This is a genomic window from Compostibacter hankyongensis, assembly GCF_039541075.1.
Classification (GTDB): Bacteria; Bacteroidota; Bacteroidia; order Chitinophagales; family Chitinophagaceae; genus Compostibacter; species Compostibacter hankyongensis.
On record NZ_BAABFN010000001.1, the window covers coordinates 564,080 to 589,014 of the forward strand.

20 protein-coding genes are annotated in these 24,935 nt (G+C 53.8%); 16 read left to right on the forward strand and 4 right to left on the reverse strand.

Annotated elements, in window-relative coordinates; translation table 11 throughout:
* Window positions 1–31: 31 nt before the first annotated feature.
* Window positions 32–808, reverse strand: coding sequence for a hypothetical protein (locus ABD851_RS02350; RefSeq protein ID WP_344974712.1), 777 nt, complete (start codon window positions 806–808; stop codon window positions 32–34).
* Window positions 809–1,120: 312 nt separating this feature from the next.
* Between ABD851_RS02350 and ABD851_RS02355 the strand changes: the two genes are divergently transcribed.
* On the forward strand, window positions 1,121–1,531 hold the full coding sequence (locus ABD851_RS02355; RefSeq protein WP_344974715.1) for a hypothetical protein: 411 nt from the start codon (window positions 1,121–1,123) through the stop codon (window positions 1,529–1,531).
* 119 nt (window positions 1,532–1,650) lie between these two features.
* On the opposite strand, the gene ABD851_RS02360 is transcribed toward ABD851_RS02355, so the two are convergent.
* A complete protein-coding gene (locus ABD851_RS02360) occupies window positions 1,651–2,079 on the reverse strand; it encodes a PepSY-like domain-containing protein (protein WP_344974718.1) in 429 nt (142 codons plus the stop codon).
* 157 nt (window positions 2,080–2,236) lie between these two features.
* On the opposite strand from ABD851_RS02360, the gene ileS reads away from it, so the two are divergent.
* Window positions 2,237–5,650, forward strand: a complete 3,414-nt coding sequence (ileS, locus tag ABD851_RS02365; RefSeq protein WP_344974722.1) for an isoleucine--tRNA ligase — start codon at window positions 2,237–2,239, stop codon at window positions 5,648–5,650.
* 63 nt (window positions 5,651–5,713) lie between these two features.
* On the opposite strand, the gene ABD851_RS02370 is transcribed toward ileS, so the two are convergent.
* Window positions 5,714–6,223, reverse strand: a complete 510-nt coding sequence (locus ABD851_RS02370; RefSeq protein WP_344974725.1) for a hypothetical protein — start codon at window positions 6,221–6,223, stop codon at window positions 5,714–5,716.
* 67 nt (window positions 6,224–6,290) lie between these two features.
* Here ABD851_RS02370 and ABD851_RS02375 point away from each other — a divergent pair, with 67 nt between their 5' ends.
* Window positions 6,291–6,662, forward strand: coding sequence for a TraR/DksA family transcriptional regulator (locus tag ABD851_RS02375; RefSeq protein ID WP_344974728.1), 372 nt, complete (start codon window positions 6,291–6,293; stop codon window positions 6,660–6,662).
* Here ABD851_RS02375 and ABD851_RS02380 read toward each other — a convergent pair whose 3' ends face one another.
* A complete protein-coding gene (locus ABD851_RS02380; protein ID WP_344974733.1) occupies window positions 6,663–7,409 on the reverse strand; it encodes an IclR family transcriptional regulator in 747 nt (248 codons plus the stop codon).
* Between the two features lie 150 nt (window positions 7,410–7,559).
* Here ABD851_RS02380 and ABD851_RS02385 point away from each other — a divergent pair, with 150 nt between their 5' ends.
* The 13 genes from ABD851_RS02385 to ABD851_RS02445 all read left to right on the forward strand — a co-directional run bounded on the left by ABD851_RS02385 (window position 7,560) and on the right by ABD851_RS02445 (window position 24,921).
* Window positions 7,560–7,730, forward strand: coding sequence for a hypothetical protein (locus ABD851_RS02385; protein ID WP_344974736.1), 171 nt, complete (start codon window positions 7,560–7,562; stop codon window positions 7,728–7,730).
* Window positions 7,727–9,463 (forward strand): sodium:solute symporter family protein, encoded by a 1,737-nt coding sequence (locus ABD851_RS02390; RefSeq protein WP_344974740.1) that lies wholly within the window; start codon window positions 7,727–7,729, stop codon window positions 9,461–9,463. Before ABD851_RS02385 ends, ABD851_RS02390 begins: the two co-directional genes overlap by 4 nt.
* Window positions 9,460–10,152: an SDR family oxidoreductase gene (locus ABD851_RS02395; protein WP_344974744.1), complete on the forward strand. Its 693-nt coding sequence runs from the start codon at window positions 9,460–9,462 to the stop codon at window positions 10,150–10,152. Before ABD851_RS02390 ends, ABD851_RS02395 begins: the two co-directional genes overlap by 4 nt.
* A gap of 103 nt (window positions 10,153–10,255) precedes the next feature.
* The gene (locus tag ABD851_RS02400) at window positions 10,256–10,906 is read left to right on the forward strand and encodes an RraA family protein (RefSeq protein ID WP_344974747.1); all 651 of its coding nucleotides are present in this window, start codon (window positions 10,256–10,258) and stop codon (window positions 10,904–10,906) included.
* Between the two features lie 2 nt (window positions 10,907–10,908).
* On the forward strand, window positions 10,909–12,969 hold the full coding sequence (locus ABD851_RS02405) for a hypothetical protein (RefSeq protein ID WP_344974750.1): 2,061 nt from the start codon (window positions 10,909–10,911) through the stop codon (window positions 12,967–12,969).
* The gene (locus tag ABD851_RS02410) at window positions 12,959–13,405 is read left to right on the forward strand and encodes a VOC family protein (RefSeq protein ID WP_344974756.1); all 447 of its coding nucleotides are present in this window, start codon (window positions 12,959–12,961) and stop codon (window positions 13,403–13,405) included. Before ABD851_RS02405 ends, ABD851_RS02410 begins: the two co-directional genes overlap by 11 nt.
* Window positions 13,377–14,393 (forward strand): zinc-dependent alcohol dehydrogenase, encoded by a 1,017-nt coding sequence (locus tag ABD851_RS02415; protein ID WP_344974760.1) that lies wholly within the window; start codon window positions 13,377–13,379, stop codon window positions 14,391–14,393. Before ABD851_RS02410 ends, ABD851_RS02415 begins: the two co-directional genes overlap by 29 nt.
* A 154-nt stretch (window positions 14,394–14,547) precedes the next feature.
* Window positions 14,548–17,694: a SusC/RagA family TonB-linked outer membrane protein gene (locus ABD851_RS02420; protein WP_344974764.1), complete on the forward strand. Its 3,147-nt coding sequence runs from the start codon at window positions 14,548–14,550 to the stop codon at window positions 17,692–17,694.
* Window positions 17,695–17,712: 18 nt separating this feature from the next.
* Window positions 17,713–19,356 (forward strand): RagB/SusD family nutrient uptake outer membrane protein, encoded by a 1,644-nt coding sequence (locus ABD851_RS02425; protein WP_344974767.1) that lies wholly within the window; start codon window positions 17,713–17,715, stop codon window positions 19,354–19,356.
* 28 nt (window positions 19,357–19,384) lie between these two features.
* Window positions 19,385–20,860: a GH39 family glycosyl hydrolase gene (locus tag ABD851_RS02430; protein WP_344974770.1), complete on the forward strand. Its 1,476-nt coding sequence runs from the start codon at window positions 19,385–19,387 to the stop codon at window positions 20,858–20,860.
* A gap of 83 nt (window positions 20,861–20,943) precedes the next feature.
* Entirely contained in the window at window positions 20,944–22,245 is a 1,302-nt protein-coding gene (locus ABD851_RS02435) for a hypothetical protein (protein ID WP_344974774.1), read from the forward strand.
* A 32-nt stretch (window positions 22,246–22,277) separates the two neighbouring features.
* On the forward strand, window positions 22,278–23,744 hold the full coding sequence (locus ABD851_RS02440; RefSeq protein WP_344974777.1) for a GH39 family glycosyl hydrolase: 1,467 nt from the start codon (window positions 22,278–22,280) through the stop codon (window positions 23,742–23,744).
* 7 nt (window positions 23,745–23,751) lie between these two features.
* Complete coding sequence (locus ABD851_RS02445; protein ID WP_344974779.1) at window positions 23,752–24,921, forward strand: hypothetical protein; 1,170 nt, start codon at window positions 23,752–23,754, stop codon at window positions 24,919–24,921.
* Window positions 24,922–24,935: the final 14 nt, after the last annotated feature.

Genomic DNA, 24,935 nt, shown 5'->3' on the forward strand with positions numbered 1-24,935 from the left:
TAGAAACCATAAAGGTAATCATTCGCCGGGCTTATGCTTCCGTATCGATATCCTCGTTTTCCCGGTAAATATCGTCCTCCCCGGTATCGGGAGCCCCGTCCATGTCCGCGTCCTCATCGTCCGGCTGCAGCGCCGGAATGTTCAGCGGCGGTACATCGGGTCGGTACTTGACGATCTGCTGACCCTCTATTTCAAAAACTTCCCGTACATAGATGAGGTGTGCGGCCTCCAAAAGCTTATGAAGGTATCGCTGCATGTCCATGATATCCCGGAGTACCGGAGATTCGATGGCGTGCGCATTGGAAAAGGCATGGGACAGCAGCTCGAGAAGCACCTCCCGCCATTCGGGCAGCGTCCGGAAATCGAAGAAATCTTCCAAAACCTGGTAGGGATCGAGAAACTCCCTTCTGCTGAGGCTTCGCGGAAAATAATCCCAGCGCTGGCCGGCGCCGAGCCCGCCGCAGTAAAGCGCGGGATCCGGCTCGTCGAACAGCTCCCGGGGCGCGTCTTCCAGTACCGCGGCAAAGGTCTGGCCATACGCCGACTCCTTAAAAAGACGGTGTACCAGGAAGGCCGATTCTACCAGCTTCTCCATATTTTCATAGAAGAACAGCAGATCCCCGTGATCCTCGATATAGGTTTTCTTGTCGCGGGTGGCCGCCCTGAGCACAAAAGACAGCGTTTTCCGGCCCTCGGGCAGACCCCAGCATTCGAAAAAAGCAACGATGCCCGCATAAGGCTCGACAATTTCCTTGAGCGACAGGCGGTGCAGGCAGGCATCCTGCATATGCATGGATAAACGTGACATAATAACGGATTTTATGGATGAAAAAATAGATGAACAAACAGGCACAGGCAGCAGCGAAAGCCGGGGCCTGTGCAGCGTTCAGCCAGGAGAAAAATATACGATAATAAAGGGGACCCGCAGACAGTGTAGGAACGAAGATCTGCCGGTAAGCGTGTTGAGAAGGTCCTTGGCGTGGAAGACAGATCAAAAGAGAAACCTGGGCTGTTTTCCCGGAAATGCTTACATTCGTAATCTTGTTTCCGGGAATTCGTCCACAAGGTATTTATTTTTCTTAGAAAATAAAAATTTTTTCCTCTTCCCTGAAAAAAACCCATGTCTTTACGTCCCATAGACCGGCTTGATGAGTTCAGAAAGTATAAGGAGCTTACCCCCGGCAGGTTTGAACGCCTGGGCGGCCTTTCCAACGGTTACTTCCGGAACAACAGGAAAGGCGGCGGCAAGATCGGCGATCGCATTGCCGACCGCATCGTCCTGCATTTCCCGGAGCTCAGCAGGGACTGGCTCCTGACGGGGAAAGGAAAGATGATCCGGGAAGGAAACGGATATTCCGGGGGGACCGGCACAAGCGAAGCGGAAAACCTTTACCTCACCCTGCAGGACACGTTGCTCCTGGAGCTGCGGGAGCGGATTGCCGACCTGAAGGCGGCGCTTGAGGATAAGGAAAAGATCATCCGTTTGCTCGAAAACCGTCCCCCTTCAGGCCGGAAAGGCAAGTCCCGTTAGGACGGGTGTGCGGCATCCCCGGCTTTACCCGGAGCACCGGAAAATAAAAAAGCCGTCCTACTGATGCAGGACGGCTTTTTCTGATTTCAAAGGGGTCATAATATAGAATAGGGCATTGCTTATTCGGTGAGCGTCCCCTGCTCGTTTCCCAACAGGGTGGCCGCCATGCCGTTCCGGTCCACGTCGATCTTATAATACCCTGCGATATCCGCACGGGTGATGTGCGTAACCGTCTTCACCGTGGCATCCGGGTATTGCAGCTGCAGGTTATGCATCAGCGTGTCGGGGAGCTGGGTAGGCGCCAGCTCGATACGCGTGGCCACCCAGGTGCCTTCCGGGGTAAATTCTGCCTGGGCGGGACCTTCCTCCGTTTTGAAAACAGCTACCCAATTGTCGGCGGCCCGATGCCACTGCAGGTCCGAAGCGTTGGCAAAATTTTCCTTCAGCGCATTCCGGACCGGCGCCGGCGCGGTCTCCCGCGCTTTTTTTTGCCCGAAAGCGACCGTGACGGCCGCCAGCATGAACAACATCAGAACAGCTTTTTTCATGGCTTTTGTATTTGAGGCCTGTGCAACCGGCTTATCCGGCCTCCCGGGTACCTTTCAGCGGGTTGCTTTGCTGGAAATTGCAAAAATCAAACCAGAATTGACACGCGGCCTTCACGGACGATTTTCGTAACTTTGCCCCCATTTTCAAAGCATACTTATGTCGGAAAAATACCGGGAATATACCCAGCTGGACCTGCCGGCGATAGAGCGGGAAATGCTGGAACAGTGGGATGCAGCGGGCACATTCGGGAAAAGCGTATCGCAGCGCGAAGGCGCGCCCTGTTTTGTGTTTTACGAAGGGCCTCCTTCAGCCAACGGCATGCCCGGTATCCACCACGTCATTTCCCGGACCCTGAAAGACCTCGTCTGCCGCTATAAGACCATGCGGGGCTTCCAGGTAAAACGCAAGGGGGGCTGGGATACCCACGGCCTGCCCGTGGAATTGGGTGTGGAAGCCATGCTCGGCATCACCAAGGAAGACATCGGCAAAAAGATATCGGTAGCGGAATACAATGCCACCTGTCGCCGGGAAGTGCTCCGGTACAAAGACAAATGGGACGAGCTTACCCGGATGATGGGTTACTGGGTGGACCTGGAACATCCCTATATCACCTTTACCAACGACTATATCGAAACGCTCTGGTGGCTCCTCAAAAAGCTTTTTGAAAAAGGACTGCTGTACAAGGACGTCAGCATACAGCCCTATTCGCCGGCTGCCGGCACGGGACTCAGCTCCCACGAGCTGAACCAGCCCGGCACCTACCGCGATGTAAAAGATACCACTGTCGTGGCCATGTTCAAGACCGTGGCCGATGAAAGGAGCGCTTTTCTTTTCCGGGTGGCGGGCGAACATGCCGGCGTGCAGCCGGAAGCCGCCGCGCCCCTTTTCTTCCTGGCCTGGACCACCACCCCCTGGACGCTCCCGTCCAACCTCGGACTTACCGTGGGCCCGCATATCGATTATGTGCTGGTAAAAACCTTTAACCCCTATACCCATGCGCCGGTGCATGTGATACTGGCCAAACCCCTGCTGGGAAAATATTTCCGTCCGGAGGGAGAAGGGGCGGATTTTGAAAAATACCAGGCCGGCGATAAGATCATTCCCTGGCAGACGCTGGCTGAGTTCAAAGGACAGGCCCTGGAGGGCATGCGTTACGAGCAGCTGATGCCTTACCCGGCCAACACCGCGGAGAAGGCCGGGGGAGACCCGTTCCGGGTGCTGCTCGGGGATTTTGTGACCACCGAGGACGGGACCGGCATCGTGCACACCGCCCCCGCCTTTGGCGCGGATGACAACCGCATCGGCAAGAAGTACGATATCGGTATCCTGACGCTGGTAGACCGGCAGGGCCGCTTCGTGGAAGGGCTGGGCGAGTTCAGCCACCGCTATGTAAAAAATTACCGCGACGAGGCGAACTATGTCGAGGTGGACGTGGATATCGCCGTAAAGCTGAAAAAGGAAGGCCGCGCCTTCCGGGTAGAAAAATACGAGCACAGCTACCCCCATTGCTGGCGTACCGATAAGCCGGTCCTTTACTATCCCCTGGATGCCTGGTTCATCCGTACCACGGCGATGAAGGATCGCATGGTGGCGCTCAACAAAACCATCCGCTGGAAGCCGAAGGCGACCGGGGAAGGACGCTTTGGTAACTGGCTGGAAAACATGGTGGACTGGAACCTGAGCCGCAGCCGCTTCTGGGGTACCCCCCTGCCCGTATGGGCTACGGACGACCACAGCGAGATGAAATGCATCGGCTCCGTGGCGGAGCTGAAAGCCGAGCTGGAAAAATCGGTAAAGGCCGGGATAATGCCTGCTGGCAGCGCCGAGCTGAAGCCGGAAGAGCTGGACCTGCACAAGCCTTATGTGGACGATCTCATCCTGGTGAGCGACAAAGGCCTGCCCATGCGGCGGGAACCCGACCTGGTGGACGTATGGTTCGACAGCGGGGCCATGCCCTTTGCCCAGTGGCATTTTCCGTTTGAAAACCGGGAAACCTTTGCCCGGAACTATCCGGCCGACTTTATCTGCGAAGGCGTGGATCAGACCCGGGGCTGGTTCTACACGCTACATGCCATCAGCGCCCTGCTGAAGGAAGAGATCCGGGCCGAGCTGGAGAAAGACGGCGTGCCGGTCACCGAAGAAAAATACCCGGGCCTGGCTTACCGCACGGTGGTCTCCAACGGCCTGGTGCTGGATAAGTTCGGGAACAAGATGAGCAAACGCGTGGGCAACGTAGTGGATCCCTTCGAGACCATCCGCCGGTTCGGTGCCGATGCCACGCGCTGGTACCTCATCACCAACGCCTCTCCCTGGGACAATCTGAAGTTCGATCTGGGCGGTATCCAGGAGGCCCAGCGCAAGCTTTTCAGCACCTTATATAATACGTACAACTTCTTTGCCCTGTATGCCAATCTGGACGGCTTTGGCTTCCGGGAAGATTATATCCCCCCCGCAGAGCGGCCCGAGATCGACCGCTGGATCATATCGCTGCTCAATACCCTGGTAAGATCGGTCACGGAAAGCCTGGACGATTATGAGCCCACCCGGGCAGGACGCCTGATCCAGGACTTTGTGGATGAGCAGCTCAGCAACTGGTATGTACGCCTGTGCCGCCGCCGGTTCTGGAAAGGGGAATATGCGGCCGATAAGATCAGCGCTTACCAGACGCTATACGAATGCCTGGAGACCCTGTCCGGGCTGATGGCCCCCGTGTCGCCCTTTTTTGCCGACTGGCTGTTTACCCGGCTCAACGGCGTTACCGGCCGTCAGCCCGTGAGTTCGGTTCATCTGAACGATTTTCCCAAGGCCGACGCTTCCGCGATAGACGCTCCCCTGGAGGAAAGGATGCAGCTGGCGCAGGATATATCCTCGCTGGTGCTTTCGTTGCGGAAAAAAGTGAACATTAAGGTACGTCAGCCGTTACAGAAGGTATTGATCCCTTTGCAGGACCCGGCCATGCGGTCCCAGCTTGAGCAAGTGGAAGCCCTGATAAAAAGCGAGGTCAACGTAAAAGAGATAGCGTATCTTACGGACACGGGATTTATCCGGAAAAAGATAAAGCCGAACTATAAAGCGCTGGGCAACCGGCTTGGACCCCGCATGAAAGCGGCGGCCCAGGCTATTGCCGGGTTTACCCAGGACGATATTGCCCTGCTGGAGCGCCAGGGGTACCATACCCTGCAGCTGGAGCGGGAATCGTTGCAGCTGTCGCTCGACGAGGTCGAGATCCTCTCGGAGGACATTCCGGGCTGGACGGTGGCTGCCAAGGGGCCGCTGACCGTAGCCTTGGATATTACCCTCACCCCCGAGCTGGAGGAGGAGGGGCATGCCCGGGAGCTGGTGAATCGTATCCAGAAAATGCGGAAGGAGCAGGGGTTTGAGCTGACAGACCGGATAGCGGTAAAACTGACAGCGCCAGAAACTTTGAGACATGCAATAATTAATTTTAATAATTATATTTGCACGGAAATTTTGGCAGACAGCCTGGAAATAGTACCCGAATTACCGGATGGAACTGAGATAACGATTAATGACAGTAAAATCAATGTATTAGTTCACAAAAAAAGCTAGACCTATGGCAACCCCAAAAAAAGTTGCTGGAAAGGCTGTAAAGAAGGCGACCAAAACGGTTCCTCAGAAAGCGGCAAAAAAGGTGGTGAAGAAAGCTGCTGTGAAGACGGTAAAAAAGGCAGCGCAGAAAACAGCTGCACCCAAGACTGCTGCCAAGAAAAAAGCCATGCCCAAAAGTGATCCCCGCAAAACGGTAAAGAAAGCCGCCGTCCCTTCGAAAGCAAATGCGTCGAAAACCAAGAAAACGGCCGCCAAACCGGCTGCGGTAAAGAAAAAAGCTTCCGTGGAAGCTAAATCCCGGAAGCCGGTCCGCCCGTCGACGGTTGCCGCAAAGCCGAAAACAGCGGTGAAACCTGCCCGGAAAACGATAGAAAAAAAGGTCGCTGAGAAGAAGAAAGCCGTAGAAAAGAAGACTGTGATAAAACCCAAACCCGCTGAAAAGCAAAAGACGCACCCGCAAAAGGGGGTAAATACCAAGCCGGTCAAAGAGAAGGCCGGAAAGCAATCCCAGACCGTTAGCCCTGTCGTTTCCGAGGGAACAAAACGGATCTCAGAACGAAGGAACGGAAGCAAGAAATCAACATTTGTCTACAAGCCGGAGCCCTCTATATTAGATCAGCCCGCAGAAAAACAAGGACCTGTGAAAAGATATAGCGACAATGAATTGCAGGAATTCAGAACGATCATTCAGCAGAAACTGGAAACCGCCCGTAAGGAACTGGCCTATCTGCAGGGACTGATTACCCGTAAGGATGAAGCCGGTACGGACGATACCGAAAATAAATACATGAGCATGGAAGACGGCAGCGGCACGCTGGAACGCGAGCAGCTGAACCAGATGGCCAGCCGCCAGATCCAGTTCATCGACCATCTCGAGAAAGCCCTGATGCGTATCGAAAACAAAACATATGGCATTTGCCGCGTTACCGGCAAGCTGATCGAGAAAGCCCGTCTCCGCGCTGTTCCCCATGCCACGCTGAGCATCGAAGCCAAGCAGCAGATGAACAAATAGTCAGTTTTCCTCCTGTTCCAGTCTCCCCGAGATTTTCCTGGCCGCCTGCCGGATAAGACGTGATATTTTTTCCTGATGGGAGGCGATAAACCGGCTTTCGGGCAGGAATATGCTCAGGCTGGCGATGACCTGTTTGTGCAGGTAGATCGGCACCGCTACGCCAACTACATGCTTCTTCGAAAGGGTATGGGACATTTTTTCATCGCGAATTTTTTGTAAAGCCCGGTACAGCTCGTTTTTGGTCTTTATCCCCTGCCATACCTGGGAGGCCGGCAATCCGACGGCGGTAACCAGGCTTGCCAATTCCTTTTCCGGCAGAAAGGCCATCAGCAATCTACCCGTAGCGGTAGAATAAAGGTCGAGGTCTGTACGGATCCTGACCTGTAATTCCTGATCGCTGTATACCGAGTAAAGCACATGTCGTCGGTTGTTCCGTATGATCCCCAGCAAACAAGTCTCATTTAGCTGCCGGGTAAGCTCCTCCATGATTGGTTTGGACGCTTGGATGAGGTGCTGGTCGTAAGACAGATTGCCGGCAAGCTGATAGGCCTGATCTCCCAAAATATATCCCGTATTCCGGTCTATCTGCTCAAGATATTTTTTCTGGATAAGCGTTTTGACAAGATTGGCGCAAGTGGACTGTGAAGTTCCTATCTGGGCGGCAATCTTGCTTAACCGGACCGGCTTTTTATCATGTTGTGCCACGAACTCCAGAATATCCAGTGCCCGCACTACCGCTTGTATCATATTATACAGTAAGAGGTGAAAAGACCAAAAATATTTCAATATTATTGAAATGAAAATTTTTTATCCTTTCCCTACAAGATTTATTTGGAAATTAAAAATGAAAATTCATAACTTTACTATATTGAAATTATATTCAATAATATTGAATTTATGATCCATCCTCTTTTTCCTGTCTTTGTGATGCGGCATATCGTCTGCTCTGCTGTATCGCTTGCCGTCGAACATGGCGGAATTCCGCTTCCTGTATATCATCCGGAAATACTTTCTGCTGAAAGTTCCGTTGGCTCCTGTTTTTGTACGCAGCTCAATCCGGATAAATGAAAGCGCTTCAGTCACTCGATTATACGGCTATCGTCATATACATGACGCTCATGGCGGGCATCGGCATATTCCTGGGAAAATTTGTAAAGACAACGGGCGATTACTTTAAAGGTGGTAATGCCATCCCCTGGATATCCGGAGCCATCAGCAATTTTATGACGAAGTTCAGCACCTTCATTTTTGTCGCTTATGCAGGAATTGCCTATAAAGACGGCATTATTGCCCTGACCGTGATCTGGAGCACCGTATTGCCGGCACTGGCTGGCGTGGCGTTCTTTGCCAAACGCTGGCGACGCGCAGGCGTGATGACCCCGGTGGAATACATGGAAACCCGGTTCAACATGCCGGTGCGGCAGCTTTTTTCGTGGGCCGGCGTGCTCTTTAAGCTGCTGGATAACATGGTGCGGTTGTACGCCCTTGGACTATTCCTGAAGGCTGCGGCAGGCATCAGTCTGGAAACCTCCATTATCATCTGCGGAATTATCGTCGCTTTGTATACGATCGCAGGCGGCCTCTGGGCCGTAGTGATTACCGATGTTGTGCAGTTCGTTATTCTCATTGTTGCCACCTGTATGCTCGTTCCGCTTTGTCTGAAGGCGACCGGAGGACTGCAGAGCCTGATACAGACTGTGCCGGACCATTTCCATTGGTTCAACGGTCCCAAAGGCACTCCCTGGTTTCTGCTGGCTTATTATATTATGATCCTCATTAAATATAGCGGCAACTGGACGTTTATCCAACGTTTTTACAGCGTTCGGGATGAAAAGGCCAGCCAGAAGCAGGCCCTGCTCACCGCCGTTTTCTTTTTCATATTTCCGGTCATATTTCTTTTTCCCTCTGTTGCTGCCAGAGCCATACTGCCTCATCTCGAAAATCCGGAGATGGCTTATGTAAGTATTTCCATGAAGCTGTTGCCCCCCGGCATTATGGGTTTGATGGTAGCCGCCATGTTTGCAGCAACGATGTCGGTGGTCAGCGGAGAATACAATGTGACGGCCAGCGTGCTCAGCCGGGATATTTACCAGCGGCTGTTCAGCAAAAATGCCGGAGATCGGGAAATGCTGTGGGTGGGGCGCATGATGACCTTGTTACTCGGCGCAGTAATCACCGTAGGCGCCTTGTTTGTCGGTGGATTCGGAGGCGCGTTTGAAGCCAATAAGCTTTTTACAGGTCTGTTTGCCATACCGATGACGATACCCCTCGTACTGGGTATCGTGCTGAGAAAGCCGAAACCCTGGGGCGCCTTCGCTACTGTGGTATCCGGCATCCTGACCGGCCTCCTGCTGAACATGAACAGCAGAATAGCTTGGGAAGCCGCCACCTTGATTGAAATTGGGGTATGCGTTTCCGTTTTCCTGCTGTCGGGATTGGTAAAAAATAAAGATGCCGCTTATAATACCCGCGTAATCTCATTTTTTCGGCGACTTTCTGTTCCGCTCACCGCATCGGAAAAGCCCGTTATAGACCCTGTGTTCCGGCGGTCTGTGAACCGCCTCTACGCCCTTGCCCTGGCGGCAACGGGTTTGTTATTTGCCGGCATGGGGATTCCTTCCGCCGGGGAAGCGACCGGCCTGATGGCCATCAGCGCCGGCGTAGCCTGCCTGCTGCTGTCCGGCTTTTTGCAATACCATAGCCGCCGCACAGCGGCCATTCCGAAAAAGACAACAAACCTGTCCCGGGAGATCTTGCTTCCGGAGGCGAATGATGCTTACCCTATAAAACATCAACCATGAGCAGACTTAAAGACAAAGTAGTATTCATCACAGGCGGCGCTGCCGGCATCGGTGGCGCCACGGCCGGCCTGCTGCTGAAAGACGGGGCGAAAGTATTTAGCATGAGCCGCTCCGGCAGCCTTCCCGACCACCCTGCTGCGTTTTCATTCCGCGGCAATGTGGCCAACGAGCAGGAGGTGACGGCCGCTTTCCGGCAATGCATCCAGACATTCGGAACAGTGGATATACTGATCAATAATGCAGGTGTTGGAATACCTACCCCAGACCTGGCGGAGACAAACCTGGAAACTTATGAAAAAATGACCGACACCAATATGCGGGGCGTTTTCCTCTGTAGCCGGGAGGCTCTGAAGATCATGAAGCCAAAGCAGAAAGGTCATGTGATCACTATCGTTTCCATGGCCGGGCAGCGCAGCAATCCTACTGCTCCGCTTTATTGCGCCTCCAAGTTCGGCGCCCGCGGCCTGATGAGCGGCATGGCAGACCAGGTCCTGAAACAGGGGATTAAGGTCACGGAAATAAATCCCGGTCCGGTAGACAGCGATTACTGGGGAAACCGTCAGGTGCCCCGGCAGAAATTCCTGAAAGTCGATGATGTGGCCCGGGTCATTCTCTTCGTGCTGGACCAGCCCGATTATATGATCGTCCGGGAGATCAATTTTGATAATATGCAATACCTGGCGGGATGATCTGTAACCCTTCAACAGGGTAAAACCGAATGTCTTTCAGCTTTACAGTTAATGATAATATAAACAATATAACAGTAACCCACATATGCAAACCTTATATCCTGTGCCTGTATCGGAAATGCGGGAAAGATACCAGCGGTTGTACACCGGTGCGGTGAACGACGTGCTCCGGTTCACTTATAAAATGCATGCCGCCAGCCTTCCTTCGGATTACAGGCCCCTGGCTGAAGACGCCAAACTTGCCGGTATGGCATTTACCATCAAAGGCGCTCCGGATATTACCACCGAAGGAGAGTTTGAAATGCGTGCCGAAATGCTGGAGGCCCTCCATGAAGATACTGTAGTGGTCTGGGACTGTACCGGGGATGTGGTCACCTCCCAGTGGGGAGAAGTGATGACGATGGCTGCTATCCGCGCCGGTTGCCGCGGGGCCGTGGTCAACGGCATACGCGATACCCGTTCCATCATGGCGCAGCAATTTCCAGTATTCTACAAGTACCGAGTCAACACAGGCATGTTTGGCCGTTTCCGGATGTACTATTACCAGAAGCCGGTACTTATCGGAGAAGTGATCGTTCATCCCGGCGATTGGATATTCGGGGACATTGACGGCGTGATCTGTATTCCCCGCGATATCGCCTACGATGTGCTGCTGGCCGCCGAAAAGATCCTGTATAAAGAGGAAGATATCAAGGCTATGGTGCGGAGCGGCATGAAGCCCACAGAGGTGGTAAAGAACGGCGGTTATTTTTAATGATGCACAAATTCTTAACCATACAGGAAAGCAACGGTATCCTTAACGCAAAGGATAGGCACATCTGCGCCTTCCGGAAGGCGCTGGCCCTGCGTGTCCGGGAAAGAATGCAGACGGATAGCCTGATATCTCCTTCGGACCGCGCTGCCTGGTGGTACGTAGCGGCAGAATATTTATCGGATGCTGCGCTGTTGTATGCTATTGCTCCCGATGACGGTCTGGGAACATGGCTGCGGAATATTGCGCTGGAGATCGCCCGTAAACCGTTGGAGGATTGGATAGGTCCCGCTTTCAGGGATCATAGACAACCCTTTCAGGGACATCTTGAAACGGCGCATCTCTGCTGGGGAATGGCAGCGGTAATGGATCTCTGTTTGCGCCTTTTTACCACCGTGGAACAGGAAACGCTCAAAGCAGCCTTGTGTGACAAAGGAGCGCACCTCTGTGAAGCATGGCTGGCCAGACATAATCACGTGGGAAACTGGCGGGGCATAATGATCTCGGGGATGGTGGTTACGGCAGCCGTACTGGAAGATGAGCAAAAGATCAGCCGCTTCGTAAAGGAGCTCAGGATGCTCGCGCAGGCTTTTCAGCCGGATGGCTCTTACGGGGAATCATTGCAATATGGCAACTATCTCGCCAACGCCATGATGCTGGCCTACGAATCCCTGGTAAGACAATATCCCGCCCAGGCCGAAAAGCTGGATATCGGCTGCTATGCAGGAGGAATGGCATGGGTAGCGCAAAGCATGCTGTACCGGAAGCCGCTCTCCGGCTGGGGGAACGAACCAAGACCGCGTGCCGTGAACTTCAATGATTCAGCGGCTCTTTTCAGGCCCTCGGGTGACATGCTGCTGCATGTTGCCGTACGCTATGCGCCGGCGGACAGGCGCATGTCGGGGCTGGCCAGATGGCTCTTTGATACGTACTATGCCCCCTGTCCGCAACAGGGACCGCATGACCTGGCTACTTTCGGCATGCGGAACGATTGGGGATTCCTGGCGTTGCCGCTGCTGACCCATGCTTCGATTCCCATGTCTCCCCCGGAAGCCGGGCTGCCCCTGACGGCCGCTTTTTCCAACGGCAACGTGCTGGTCCGAGATCAATGGGAAGGGCGTTCCATTGTGGCCGTGCAAGCCGGCAATAACGACGGCGTATATGCGCCCGGACACCTGCAGGGGGACTTGAACAGCTTTATGCTGGTGTTTAACAAGGAACGGATGCTTGCAGATCCGGGCCATAGCTGCTATCGCAATATTATCCACGGTCTGGAAAGTGCCTCCCGGACGCACAATACCTGTACGTTCCTGATCGCAGCGGATGAGCTCGGCTTACAGGAAGACCTTACCAAAGCTTCCTTGCTGGAGCAGGCGAACGTCCTGCCCAGGCGACGGATAACGGATGGCAAAGTTGGCCCTCCTGTGGACCGCGGCGGACGTCTGCTCCACTGTCAGCGGCGGGGCGAGGTATCGCTGGTGGCCTCGGAGGCCGGAAAGGCCTATGGCGCTCCGCTGAAAAAATTTACCCGTTACTGGATACAGGCAGGCACGCATCTCACGCTGATCCTGGATGATATAGAAGCGACTGTGCCAGTCAGGACGATCTGGAACTGGGTCATGAATAACCGGGATAACCGCGCTGTGGTGACGACGGACTCCCATAGTATAACCCTGATCCGCCGCCATGCCGGACTGCGGCTGCTGCATTGCGGAGCGGCTGCCGGAAGCGGACCGGTATACGCTCATCTGCACGATGCCTATCATCCCGAGCCCAACCAGCTGGGAGAAGGCGCGTCGGGGTCTGCCCTGATCTATCGTTTTACAGATGCGGCTCCCCGGCTTTCTGTTCGCCGTCTCCATATCCTGATCGCAGATGAAGCGAAGGCACTGTCCGGATGGAAGGTCAGTGAAAGGGAGTACGGTTACCGTATTGAAAACAGGAATGAAAAATGGCAGGTAACGGTTGATGATCCCGGTCATTCAGGTCTTACCCTTGAAAGCCCTGACGAGCGTCTGCACTTCAACCTGTCCGCCGAAAAAATCGATATGCATTATGTCTCTTAACCCACAGCTCTTTTTAGGAATAGATCATCCCGCCATCGCCGCCAACGATGTGGAGAAACTGGCGAACTGGTATTGCTCCGTACTGGGATATACAAAATTATACCGGCATGAAAAACCCGTGTGGATACTGGAGGCTCCTGACCATACGCTGCTTGAGATCATGCCGGAAGATCATACCGACCGGCCCCGGCGGACCATATGGACCCCGGGTTGGTCGCATCTGGCGATACGTGTGGCCAGCATGGAGCAGGCGATTGAACGGCTGGACGAGCAGCAGGTCAGCTGGGGCGGTGAAATAATGCCGGCTATAGGCGGCGGAAGGGTACGTAATCTCTACGATCCCGAAGGCAACCTGCTGCAATTGCTTGAACGCGATACTCACTTTATCACTCAAAGAGGACAACGACATGAAAGCAGCCATTTACAAGGGGAATAAAACTTTTTGTACCGGCGAAAGCAGAATGATCCCGCCGGGCAGGGGAGAGGTGAGCCTGAAGGTAGCTTATTGCGGCATCTGCGGCACAGATGTGCATATCTATCATGGCGAGATGGATCGGCGGGTAAATATTCCGCAGGTGATCGGACATGAAGTATCGGCCGAAGTGATCGCGGCGGGAGAAGGCGTAACCGGTATGCATCCCGGTGATAAGGTCGTGGTCCGTCCGTTGAAGCCGGGACCTCCCGTGCCGTCCGATAAAGGATATACGCATATCGGAAAGCATCTTCGGTTTATGGGCATCGACACGCCGGGTGGAATGCAGCATTACTGGACCGTACCGGCGGACACGCTCCATCATCTTCCTTCCGGTGTTTCCCTGCAGCACGGCGCGCTCATAGAACCGCTGGCAGTGGCTTGTCACGACGTCCGTATCGGTCGTGTGGAAGCCGGAGAACATGCTGTGGTGATCGGCGGAGGGCCTATCGGGATGCTGATTGCGCTGGTGATCCGTGCAAAGGGCGGGAAAGTATTGCTGGCCGAAGTAAACGAACACCGACTGAAGCTGGCGGCAGAACTGGGGATCTCCGGGGTCAACCCCATGCAGCGTGATCTTGCCGCCGCCGTGGAGGATTTTTCAGCAGGCGCTATGGCAGACGTGGTATTCGAGGTATCCGGATCGGCCGCCGGCGTGAAAGAGATGACCCGCCTGCCGAACATACGGGGCCGGATCGTTATGGTCGCCATCCATGCCGCTGCACGCGAAGTGGATCTCTTCAGCTTTTTCTGGAAAGAAATTGAAATGAGGGGAGCGAGGGTCTATGAACCGGAGGATTTTGAAGCCGCGCTATCGCTGGCCGCCGATGGTCTTGTGCCCTTGCCGGCCCTCATATCCGGCGTCGCGGGTATTGATCAGGTGCAGGAAGTATTTGAGCAGATCGACCGCCATCCGGAAGGCATGAAATATTTAATCGATTGCAACAGCTAACCGGTACATTAAATTCTTAAACCCAGCTGCCATGACATGAACATTACTTATGATACCGGTTCGCCGGTAACCGCGGATCCCGTAACATCCTCTTCCGGACAGATCAACCCGTCCGGAGCCTGTATCATTTAACCAGTTTTAAAGGTTTCAAATCATGAAAAGAAACGCACTCCATCCCTTTGGTTTCCGTCACATGCTGTGGATGGCACTCCTGACGTTGCTGATGCCCCTTGCGGCCGTTGCACAGCAGGGAACGGACATTTCGGGAACTGTCCAATCAGCAGAAGACCATGAGCCGATTGTCGGCGTAACGGTTCGTATGAAGAATACTTCCTTAGGTACCACCACCGATGTCAACGGAAGGTTTAGCCTGCGGCAGGTACCGCCCCATGCCATCCTTGTGTTTACCGCGGTCGGCTTTACCGCTCAGGAAAAACAGCTGCAGGATACAAAGCCGCTGGACATCTACCTTCAAAAAAGCGATGCAGGTCTGGATGAGGTGGTAGTGGTGGGATACGGTACGCAAAAGAAGGTGAATCTTACCGGCGCCATATCCCAGGTGGATGGCAAGGTGCTGGAAAACCGTCCGGTAACCAATGCGCTGGCGGCCCTGCAGGGCACTGCTTCCGGCATGGTCATCACACGCAGCACAGGCAAGCCGGGCGATGAGGGCTATGCCATACAGGTGCGGGGCCGGTCTTCGGTAAACGGTAGCGAACCGTTCGTGCTGATCGACGGTGCACCGGCAAGCGCTGCGCATATTGCCATGCTGAATCCGGACGATATTGCCGCCGTCAGTGTATTGAAAGACGCAGCGGCCGCAGCTATCTATGGTGCACGTGCAGCCAATGGCGTGATTCTCATTACCACCAAAAGCGGAAAGCCCGGGCAGCTGAGGGTCTCTTATAACGGTATGTGGGGCATGCAGAAATACATTAATCTGCCCGGCAGGATCCATTCCTGGGTAGATGCAGAAATGGACAATGAAGGCCGCCGGAATGCCGGCCAAAGCGACAACTGGAGTCAGCAGCAGATCGACTGGATGAAAGATCCTGACGTCAATTATGTGGTAGATCCGGCCAATCCCAGCGTATACCAGTATTATTATGACTTTGATCAGCTGAGTCCCGTGCTACACAATTACAGCGCCACCCAGAACCATAACCTTTCATTGGAAGGCGGATCGGACAAGGATAAATACTTCATTTCCCTGGGTTACTTTGACCAGCACGGTATCTATAAGATCGGACCTGACAAAACAGACCGTCTGAATGCCAGGCTGAACTACAACCGGCAGCTTTCCGGGAAGCTGAACTTGGATACCCGTATCACCTATTCCCAGGAGAATACCCTTGCTCCCCCTTATGCTTCGGAAGGCTACGGCGGATTGTTATATCTGATCCTTACGCGTGGGTCTATGGAACCTATCTATCTTCCCGGCAGCGATAACAAGAAATATGCTGCTTCCTACCTCGGACTGCCTGCCAACACCTATTCCATATTAAAAGACGGAGGTAAGGACGACAGCCGCTCCGATAACTTCAACGCAGTTGTCTCCCTGAAGGCAAGCGAGCTGGTAAAAGGCCTTACCCTACGGGCGATATATGCGCCCGGCATAGCTGTAACGCAGGAAGATATCATCAAACGGACGATCCCCTATTGGAATGTCAGCGGCATAAGTGATTACGGCTATCAAAAAACCAATCCCAATGCGCTGAGCAAACGGCGGGGCGTTACGCTGAGAAACAATCTCCAGTTCCTGGCCGATTATGATACCCATCTGGGCAGCAAGCACAGCCTACACGCCCTGGGCGGTTACTCGTTTGAAGATTACCGTTTTGATTACACCTTGGCCGGTGCGAAAGGGTTATCCTCCAATGATCTCTTTTCCCTGAATCTCGGTGATCCCACCCTGGCTGCTAATAGCGACGGCATATCTACCTGGGCGCTGCTGTCCTTCTTCGGAAGGTTGAATTATAATTACGACGAACGGTTTCTCCTGGAGGCCAATCTGCGATATGATGGCAGCTCCAAGCTGGCGCCGGTGAATCGCTGGCAGGCCTTTCCCTCTGTATCCGTGGGCTGGCGCCTGAATAACGAACGCTGGTTTCAAAATGCGCTGCCGTTTTTTGATGCATTCAAGATACGGGCCTCCTGGGGCCAGGTGGGCAACTCGGAAGGCGTGATCGGGGATTATGATTATATCGCCCTGATCAATTCTGGAACGGTTTACCCGTTTAATAACCAGCGCAACAAATCATTCTACCAGGGTGTGCTGGCTTCTCCGGAAAAGACGTGGGAAACCATCGAAAGCAGCAACGTCGGTCTGGACATGTCCCTGCTGGATCAACGGCTGAACATTTCGGGGGATTACTTCATCAAGCGCAATAAAGACATGCTGGCCCCACTGCAGGTATCTTCCATTATCGGCATAACAACTTCCACTTATAATATCGCTGACATGAAAACATGGGGCTGGGAAGCCTCCGTTGAATGGCGGGATGTCGCCGGAAAGAGCCTGAGCTACTGGGTCAACTTCAACCTATCCGACAACCAGAACAAGATACTCAGCTACAACGGGAGAAATGCCGTTACCGCCGGGTTGAACGGGATTATCGAGGGGCTGCCCTACAATACTTTTTTCGGATACATTGCCGACGGCTATTATAAGAGCGAGGAAGATGTGGCCAAAAGCCCGGTTTATAACAATGTCAACGGCCCAGGCGATCTAAAATACCGGGATATGAACGGTGATAACAAGATCAACGGCGGGCTGGGCAGAACGGATGATCATGGAGATCTGGTTAATCTGGGAAGCCCCGCAGCCCGGTATACCTTTGGGCTGAATATGGGCTTGGGTTGGAAGGGGATCGACTTCTCTGCATTTTTCCAGGGCGTAGGCAAGCGGAATATATTTCCCGATCCCAAGTTTCTTATGCCTTTTGTAGAACGTTGGCGCCATCCGATGGATTTCCAGACGGATTACTGGACGCCCGAAAATCCGGACGCCCTTCTTCCGAGGCTGTATTATCAAGGTACGCAGAATACAGCAGCTTCTTCCCACTGGGTCATGAATGCGGCTTATGTACGTCTTAAGAATCTGCAGGTTGGCTACACGCTGCCTTCCTCGCTGACCCAGCGTATAAAGATCAGCAAGGTCCGTATTTATTTCTCCGGTCAGGATCTTTGGGAAGCCGATAAGCTTCCGCTCAATGTATTGGACCCCGAGGTGCCCAATAATTCCGCCTATCAATATCCCTACTTCCGGACATTCAGTCTGGGGCTTAATATCGTCTTTTAAAATAAAAACCGGATGCTCATGATACGCAATAACAAGAAAGCCTGCTGTCTGCTTCTGGCAGCTGCAGGATTGATCTTTGCCGCCTGTACCAAACAGCTGAATAAAATCCCCGAAACTACCTTGTCTGATGCGGCGTTCTGGAAGACCAGCAGCGATCTCCGGGATGCCTGTAACAGCTTTTATGTCGTTTTACCGGCGATCCAAAGCAATGATGCCGCCGTATGGTCCGACGACGGATTTGGCACGGCACCGAATACCATCAGCGACGGATCCAGGCTGGTACCGGTAACTTCGGGAGACTGGTCCGATAAATATTCCCTTATCCGGAAATGCAACAATGTGCTAGAGAAATCCTCCCGGGTTTCGGATGATCCGGAGCAGGTAGACCGCTACCGCGGAGAAGCGCGGTTTTTCCGGGCTTTTGCCTATATGGAGCTTGTTAAACGATACGGCGATGTGCCGCTGATCCTCCGTACTTTTGATGTAAATGATACCCTTACCGAGGCCTACCGTACGGCGAGAGAAACAGTGATGGATTCCATCTATGCCGACCTGGATTTTGCCATCGCCCATTTGCCTGTCGCTTCCAAGCTTCCTCAGGCAGAGTATGGCCGTGCAACGCGGGGAGCTGCTCTTTTCCTGAAAGCCAGCGCGGGACTTTTCGAGGGGACCTGGAATAAGTTTCACCAGCAGGGAGACGCATCGCGTCATCTCAATATCGCCCTGGAAGCGAGCGAGCAGATCATAAACTCCGGCGAATATGCATTGTTTACCTATGCCCCTCTTCCCGATAGCAGCTATTTTTATCTGTTTCAGAACGCGGGAGAAGGGCCGGCCAACAAGGAAAACATACTGGTACGTCTATACGGGGAAAACATGAACAACAGCATTGCTTCTCACAATTACGTGCGGAGCATCTGGGGCGGTTCTGTGACGCCCACAAAGTCGCTGATGGATGCTTACCTGTATAAGGACGGTCTCCCCGCCGGCAAATCGCCCTGGGAAAAGCCGCAAACCAATACCCTCTCCCAGTATGAAAACCGCGATCCGAGAATGGATATGACGGTCTTTAACAAAAGACACTGGTTTATCAACAGTCTCTACGTACCCAGTTTTCAGAATACGCTTACCGGTTACAAGTCCAGGAAGTACTTTATCTCCGTCGACTGGACGATCAACCAGAGTTACGTCGACAATATCATTATGCGGTATGCAGAAGTATTATTAATGTTTGCCGAAGCTAAATACGAGTTGAACGGACAGATATCAGACGATGATCTGAACCGGTCTGTCAATCTGATCCGGCACCGTGTGGGCATGCCCCCGCTGACCAATGCATTCGTGGCGGAACATAGCTTGTCTATGCGGGAGGAAATCCGCAGGGAGCGCCGGGTGGAGCTGGCCCTGGAGGGCGATCACCGGTACTGGGACCTCATCCGGTGGAAGACCGCCGAGACCGTGCTTCCCCAAGCTGTGTTGGGTACCAAATTCTTTCCTGACGAATACGTGGATGTCACGAATCCGAAGCTGACGCCGGAAGGTTTTGTCATCGCCCAGGATGCCGCGAAAAGGAAATTTGATCCGGACAAGGATTACCTCTGGCCCCTGCCGACCAAAGAGCTGGGATTGGACATCCATCTCAGCCAGAATCCCCAATGGTGAATTTTAATTATGATTTAAATACCTGAAGATGAAACTTTCTTTCTTTGTCTGCTTCCTGATCGGCATGCTTATGGATATCCCCGGAGCATGGTCGCAGCAAAATAAAACAGGTCATGTTTCCTCCCCTGCAGGGCCGGACGATATGCTACCTGCATCGTGGCGGAAGACCGGGCATATAAAAACCCGGGCAGCCCGGGACATTCTTTCCTCCAGATGGTCTGTCGGCGGTGAGACGCTGGACCGTGATTACGCAGATTACAAGTCATACCGGGAATACCTGGGGCCCCTGGGTGCTAAACGGATCCGGCTGCAGGCCGGCTGGGCAAAAACGGAAAAGAACAAGGGCGTCTATGACTGGGCCTGGCTGGACAGCGTCGTGAACAACGCAGTAAGCCAGGGTGTAAAACCGTGGATTGAAACGTCCTACGGTAATCCGATTTACGAAGGCGGAGGAGACGCTCGCATCGGGGGAGGAATTCCGATTACCCCCCTGGCTCTGGCGGCCTGGGACCGCTGGGTAAGCGCGATGGTCAGCCGCTATAAGCACAAGGTAAATGAATGGGAAATATGGAATGAGCCCAACCTGAGCGGCAAGTATACCGCTGAAGCCTATGCCGCTTTCTTTATACGCACGGCATCGGTGATCCGCAGGGAGCAGCCCGGCGCCGGTATCATTGCGCTGGCGCTCGGAGGGATTTCAGCGAAGAGCTTGGAATTTACCCGGACATTTCTGTCCTTTCTTTCCGTCCGGAACAAACTGCCCCTGGCAGACATTATCTCCTTTCATATTTATCCTTCAAGACCGGAAAATGCGTCCGGTGAATTCAAACGGTTAAAAGCGGTAGTCGATGAATTCTCAAAAACGATCGTATTCTGGCAGGGAGAAACGGGTTGTCCTTCCACACCTTCTGCTTATAGCTCGGGAGCCCTCTCTAACCTGGACTGGACAGAAACATCCCAGGCCAAATGGATTCTCCGGAGGATGTTCGATGAAATGAAGCATGCAGATGATATTGCGGTAACCAGCATTTTTCAGATCTCGGATATGAATAGTTATAACGGCGGAAAGAACAATACCAAAGGACTGTTGAAGACAAATCCGGATAAGAGCATCGCTTATGCCAAGCCTTCTTATTATGCCATGCAGCATGTAACTGCGGTTTTTGACAGCACGGTCCGGCCTGTCAGCGATTTTCAACCCGAGATGGATGGGGCAGGCACTGCGGAGGCCGTCTGCTTCCGCAGGCTGAAAAACGGAGCGCCGGCGTTTGCCGTATGGTTGGACGGCCAGATCCCTTCGTCTTCTACTTCGGCGCATAAGGTAACGATAAAGCTGGGTGCGGCGAAGCTTAAAAAGCCGTTATATGTCGATATGCTGAGTGGCGCGATATACAGGATCCCTTCCGCGAATATCCGGAAAGACGGGGGCGTATATACGTTGAGCAATATACCGGTTTATGATGCGCCCGTACTTATTGCGGACGAGGGATTTCTTATCCGTTAATGCAGGATCAACTGATGAAAATGCTGGACGATCAAAAGATGTTTAAACCCGGACTAACGGTATGCGCCTTTTTCTTCCTGATAATGGCAACAGCAGTACGGGGACGTAGCCTGGCTTTCCGGGAGCCGGCGATTGGGAAGCCGGGAGACAGCGCCCTGCTGATCCGGGACGGTATTTATCATATCATCATGTACGGGCAGAGCCTGATGTTGGGAACCACTTCCATACCGGTGATCACGAAGGAGCAGAAGTACAATACGCTGATGTTTTCCGGCGGGGTGCGATCCGGATATGACGGTGATTCGGTGCATTTTTATGATAGCCTGGTGCCGCTGGTTGAAAAGGAAGTAAGATCAGCCTATACGGGCACCCTTTTGGGGGAAACCCCTGCGTCAGGATTTTCAGAAACCTTCCTGTCGCTGCTGATCCGGGAAAATCATTTGTCTTTTGATGCCCGGACCCGGAGGTTTGACCGGCCCGATTTTTCGTTGCTGTTGTCTTCCCCGGCGCAGGGATCCATGTCGGCGGAAGCGCTTACCGATGAGGGGCCTTACTGGGAGCGCTTTAAGCGGGACGTCCGCGCTGGATATGCGCTGGCCACGGCAAGGGGAAAGCCGTATAATGTTCCCTTCATTCTCTGGAATCAGGGAGAGCGTGATATTGATCTGAAAACATCCCCGGAAATCTATAAGGCGCGTTTGCGTGCGTTCCGTAGTAAGGCCGACCGGTTTATAAAGTCAGTTACGCACCAGAAAAATAATGTCTGGCTGGTGCTTTATCAAACCGTATCGCACAACGTACGGAAAGCGGCGGGAAATCCCACAATTGCCAATGCGCAATATGAGCTGGCCCGTGAGGATTCCTTTATCACGATGTCCAACACCACTTACCAGCTGCCTTATTCGGGGGACCACGTGCACTTTACCAATGCCGGCAGCAAATGGAACGGCGCCTGTTACGCCGTGGCCTGCAAGCGGATGCTGGCGGACGGGGGCAACTGGCGGCCGGTATTTGTGAAGAACGCGGTTCGCTCCGGCCGGACGGTACGGCTGACCTTTCACGTTCCGGTACCCCCGCTGGTATGGGATACCGTAACCGTAACCAACCCCGGCAACTTCGGTTTTAGACTATTCGATGATAACGGGAAGGAAATAAGTATCCGTAAGGTGATGTTAACGGGAGCGAGCTCGGTAAAAATTATTGCAGGGAAAAAACTTCCGCCGGGATCTGTGCTCTGGTATGGCAATAACGGCACCGGCACGGGTCCGCTCAACGGGGCGAGGGGCAACCTGCGTGATAGCCAGGGGAGGGGCATCTATTTGGATATCGGCGGGAGAAACATACCCATAGATAACTGGATGCCCCTGTTTAAGCAGGCGTTATAAAACGGGTTGAATCATCTTAAAATATGAAAAATATGCGCAACGCTTTTTCTGTCCTGGTCTTTTCGGTCTTTATGGTAAAGGCCATATTTGCTTTATCAGGTCCGGTCACGGCTCCTGCCTCTACTGTCATTTCCGATACCTTACCTGTTCTGGCCGACTGGCCCCTGGACGGGAGGCTTCGGAGCCGGTCTGCCCGGGAGATCGCTTCGTCCGACTGGTCCATTGGCGGTGAAACGCTGGACCGGGATTATGCCGATTATCATTCGTACAAGCCATACCTGGGTCCCCTGGGGGCCAAACGGATCCGCCTGCAGGGAGGATGGGCAAAGTGCGAGAAGGTAAAAGGGCGCTATGATTTTTCCTGGCTGGATTCCATCATACCAGACGCTTTTGCGCGCGGGGTGCGGCCCTGGGTCGAGCTTTCCTACGGTAACCCTATTTACGAAGGCGGGGGGGAGGCCAAGCTGGCCGGACGCATACCTACGTCGCCGGAAGGACTACGGGCCTGGGACAACTGGGTGAAAGCGATCGTCAGCCGTTATAAAAACCAGGTTGCCGAATGGGAGATCTGGAACGAACCGGATCTGAATGCCAAGAATCAGGGCGATGAATTCGCGGATTTTTATATCCGTACCGCCCGGATGATCCGGTCCGTACAGCCGGAAGCCCGCCTTTGGGCTCTGGGCATGGCCGGTGTGCCGGCGCTCCGGTTTCTGGGCCCCTTTATGGAACGCCTCCGGGAAAAAAACGCGCTTGACCTGATCGATGTGCTGACCTACCACGGGTATGCCCCGAATCCCGACGATTCTTATCCGAAGATAGAGCAGATGCGCAAATTTGTCTGGAAGTACAATCCCCGTATTAAATTCATGCAGGGTGAGAACGGAGCTCCTTCCACACCTGCCAAAGGCACGGTAGGGGCGCTTACGCAATTTGACTGGACGGAGCTGAGCCAGGCAAAATGGGATTTGCGCCGCATGCTGGGCGATCACGGAAGGGGCATTGCCACCAACGTATTTACGATCAGCGATGTTCGCTACGGGCCCGGGGATCATCTGCTCGGTCTGAACACCAAAGGACTGTTGAAGACCAATCCGGATAAGACGATCGACAGACCCAAGCTCTCCTATTACGCGGTTCAACATGTCATGAGCCTGTTTGATGACCGGCTGGAATTGGTGCCCGGGGCCGGGATCACTGCCGAAGGTCCGGATATATCTGTCTTTCACTACCGACGCCGGTCCTCGCATGCCTCGCTGATCACCCTTTGGAATCATGCAGCCCGTCCGTCGGAAGCGTTTATTCCCGTTGCCGTATCGGTAACCGTGACCGGCAAATTCACCCGTCCTGTTTTAGTGGACCTGATCTCCGGCAAGGTATATCGGATACCGGCAGATCACTGGAAAAGAAGCGGCCGGCAATATCGCTTTACAGGTATACCGGTCCCTGACTATCCGGTAGTGATCGCTGATAAATCAGCTTTATATCTAAAAAAATAAACCGACTATGCATATAACGGGAACCCCCGGTTACGACCAGATCAAGCAGACCACGCTGCGCTTCGTGGAGGCGATGAAAATAGGAGATAAGCCGGGCATTTACCGGAAAGAAGCCGGCGAGGACGAAAGCTTTTACGGATCTTATCATGCCGCGCACATCCTCGATCTGTTTGGTGAGTTATCCCTGCTTCCGGAGACAACGCGGCGTCAATGGGCGGAGCTGTTCCGGCAGCGGCAGACCCAACAGGGGTATTTTTCCGGAAAGGCGGATGACGTGCGGCGCGTCCGTAGTTTGGAAGAGCTTGAGCCGGTATGGCATTATACCCGGGGAAACATCTGGGCCCTTCGCATACTGGGATACCCTGCGGCACAGGAGTTACAGTTTGCCATGCCCCTGCTGGATGCCGGCAGGCTGTACCGCTGGGTGAAGCATTACGACTGGAGCAATCCCTGGGCGGCCGGCAACCAGGTACTGGCAGCGGCTACCGTGCTGATGGCCATGCGGGACTGGTTCGGGGCAACCGAGGTTGACCGGGTGCTGGAGCAGGGCATGTTCCCGGCGCTGGAAGAGCTGTTGGATGAAAAAACGGGTTTCTGGGGTACACAGTACGGCGCAGACCTGTCCAACGCGTTATTCGGAACCATTCATATTACGCCGATCTATTTTGCCCAGGGCTGGACGCTGCGCTCGCTTGAACGGAATGTTGATTCCACCCTGGCCTGCCAGCTGAGCGACGGCTCCTTCTGGCCGGGCGGATCGGACTGTCCCGATTTCGACGGCGCCTATATGATGGCGAATCTTGCCGCGCTTACAGACTATCGCCGAGAGGACCTGCAGCTGGCCGCCAGGAAATATCTCGCGCATGCCCTGATGCATGAAGATACGGAGCATGGCGGATGGTTGCTGCATCGGAGAGACAGTGTGCCCGCAGATTGGGTTCCGCGTCCGCACTGGATATGGAAAGAAGGTGAAAAAAAGGCCTTCGCCGAGTTGAGGGATGAGGACCCTGCCCGTACGCACATCATGCTGGGCTCCTGGTTTTATCCGCTTTCCATTGCGCTTATCAGCCATTTTCTGGGAGATACCGGATATGAAGGTCCTTATCAGTTCAGGAATGATTCACTGCATGTCTGTAATGTGTTCAATCCCCCGGCAGTTCCCGGCAAACAAGACTGACGGCCGCCTTGCCG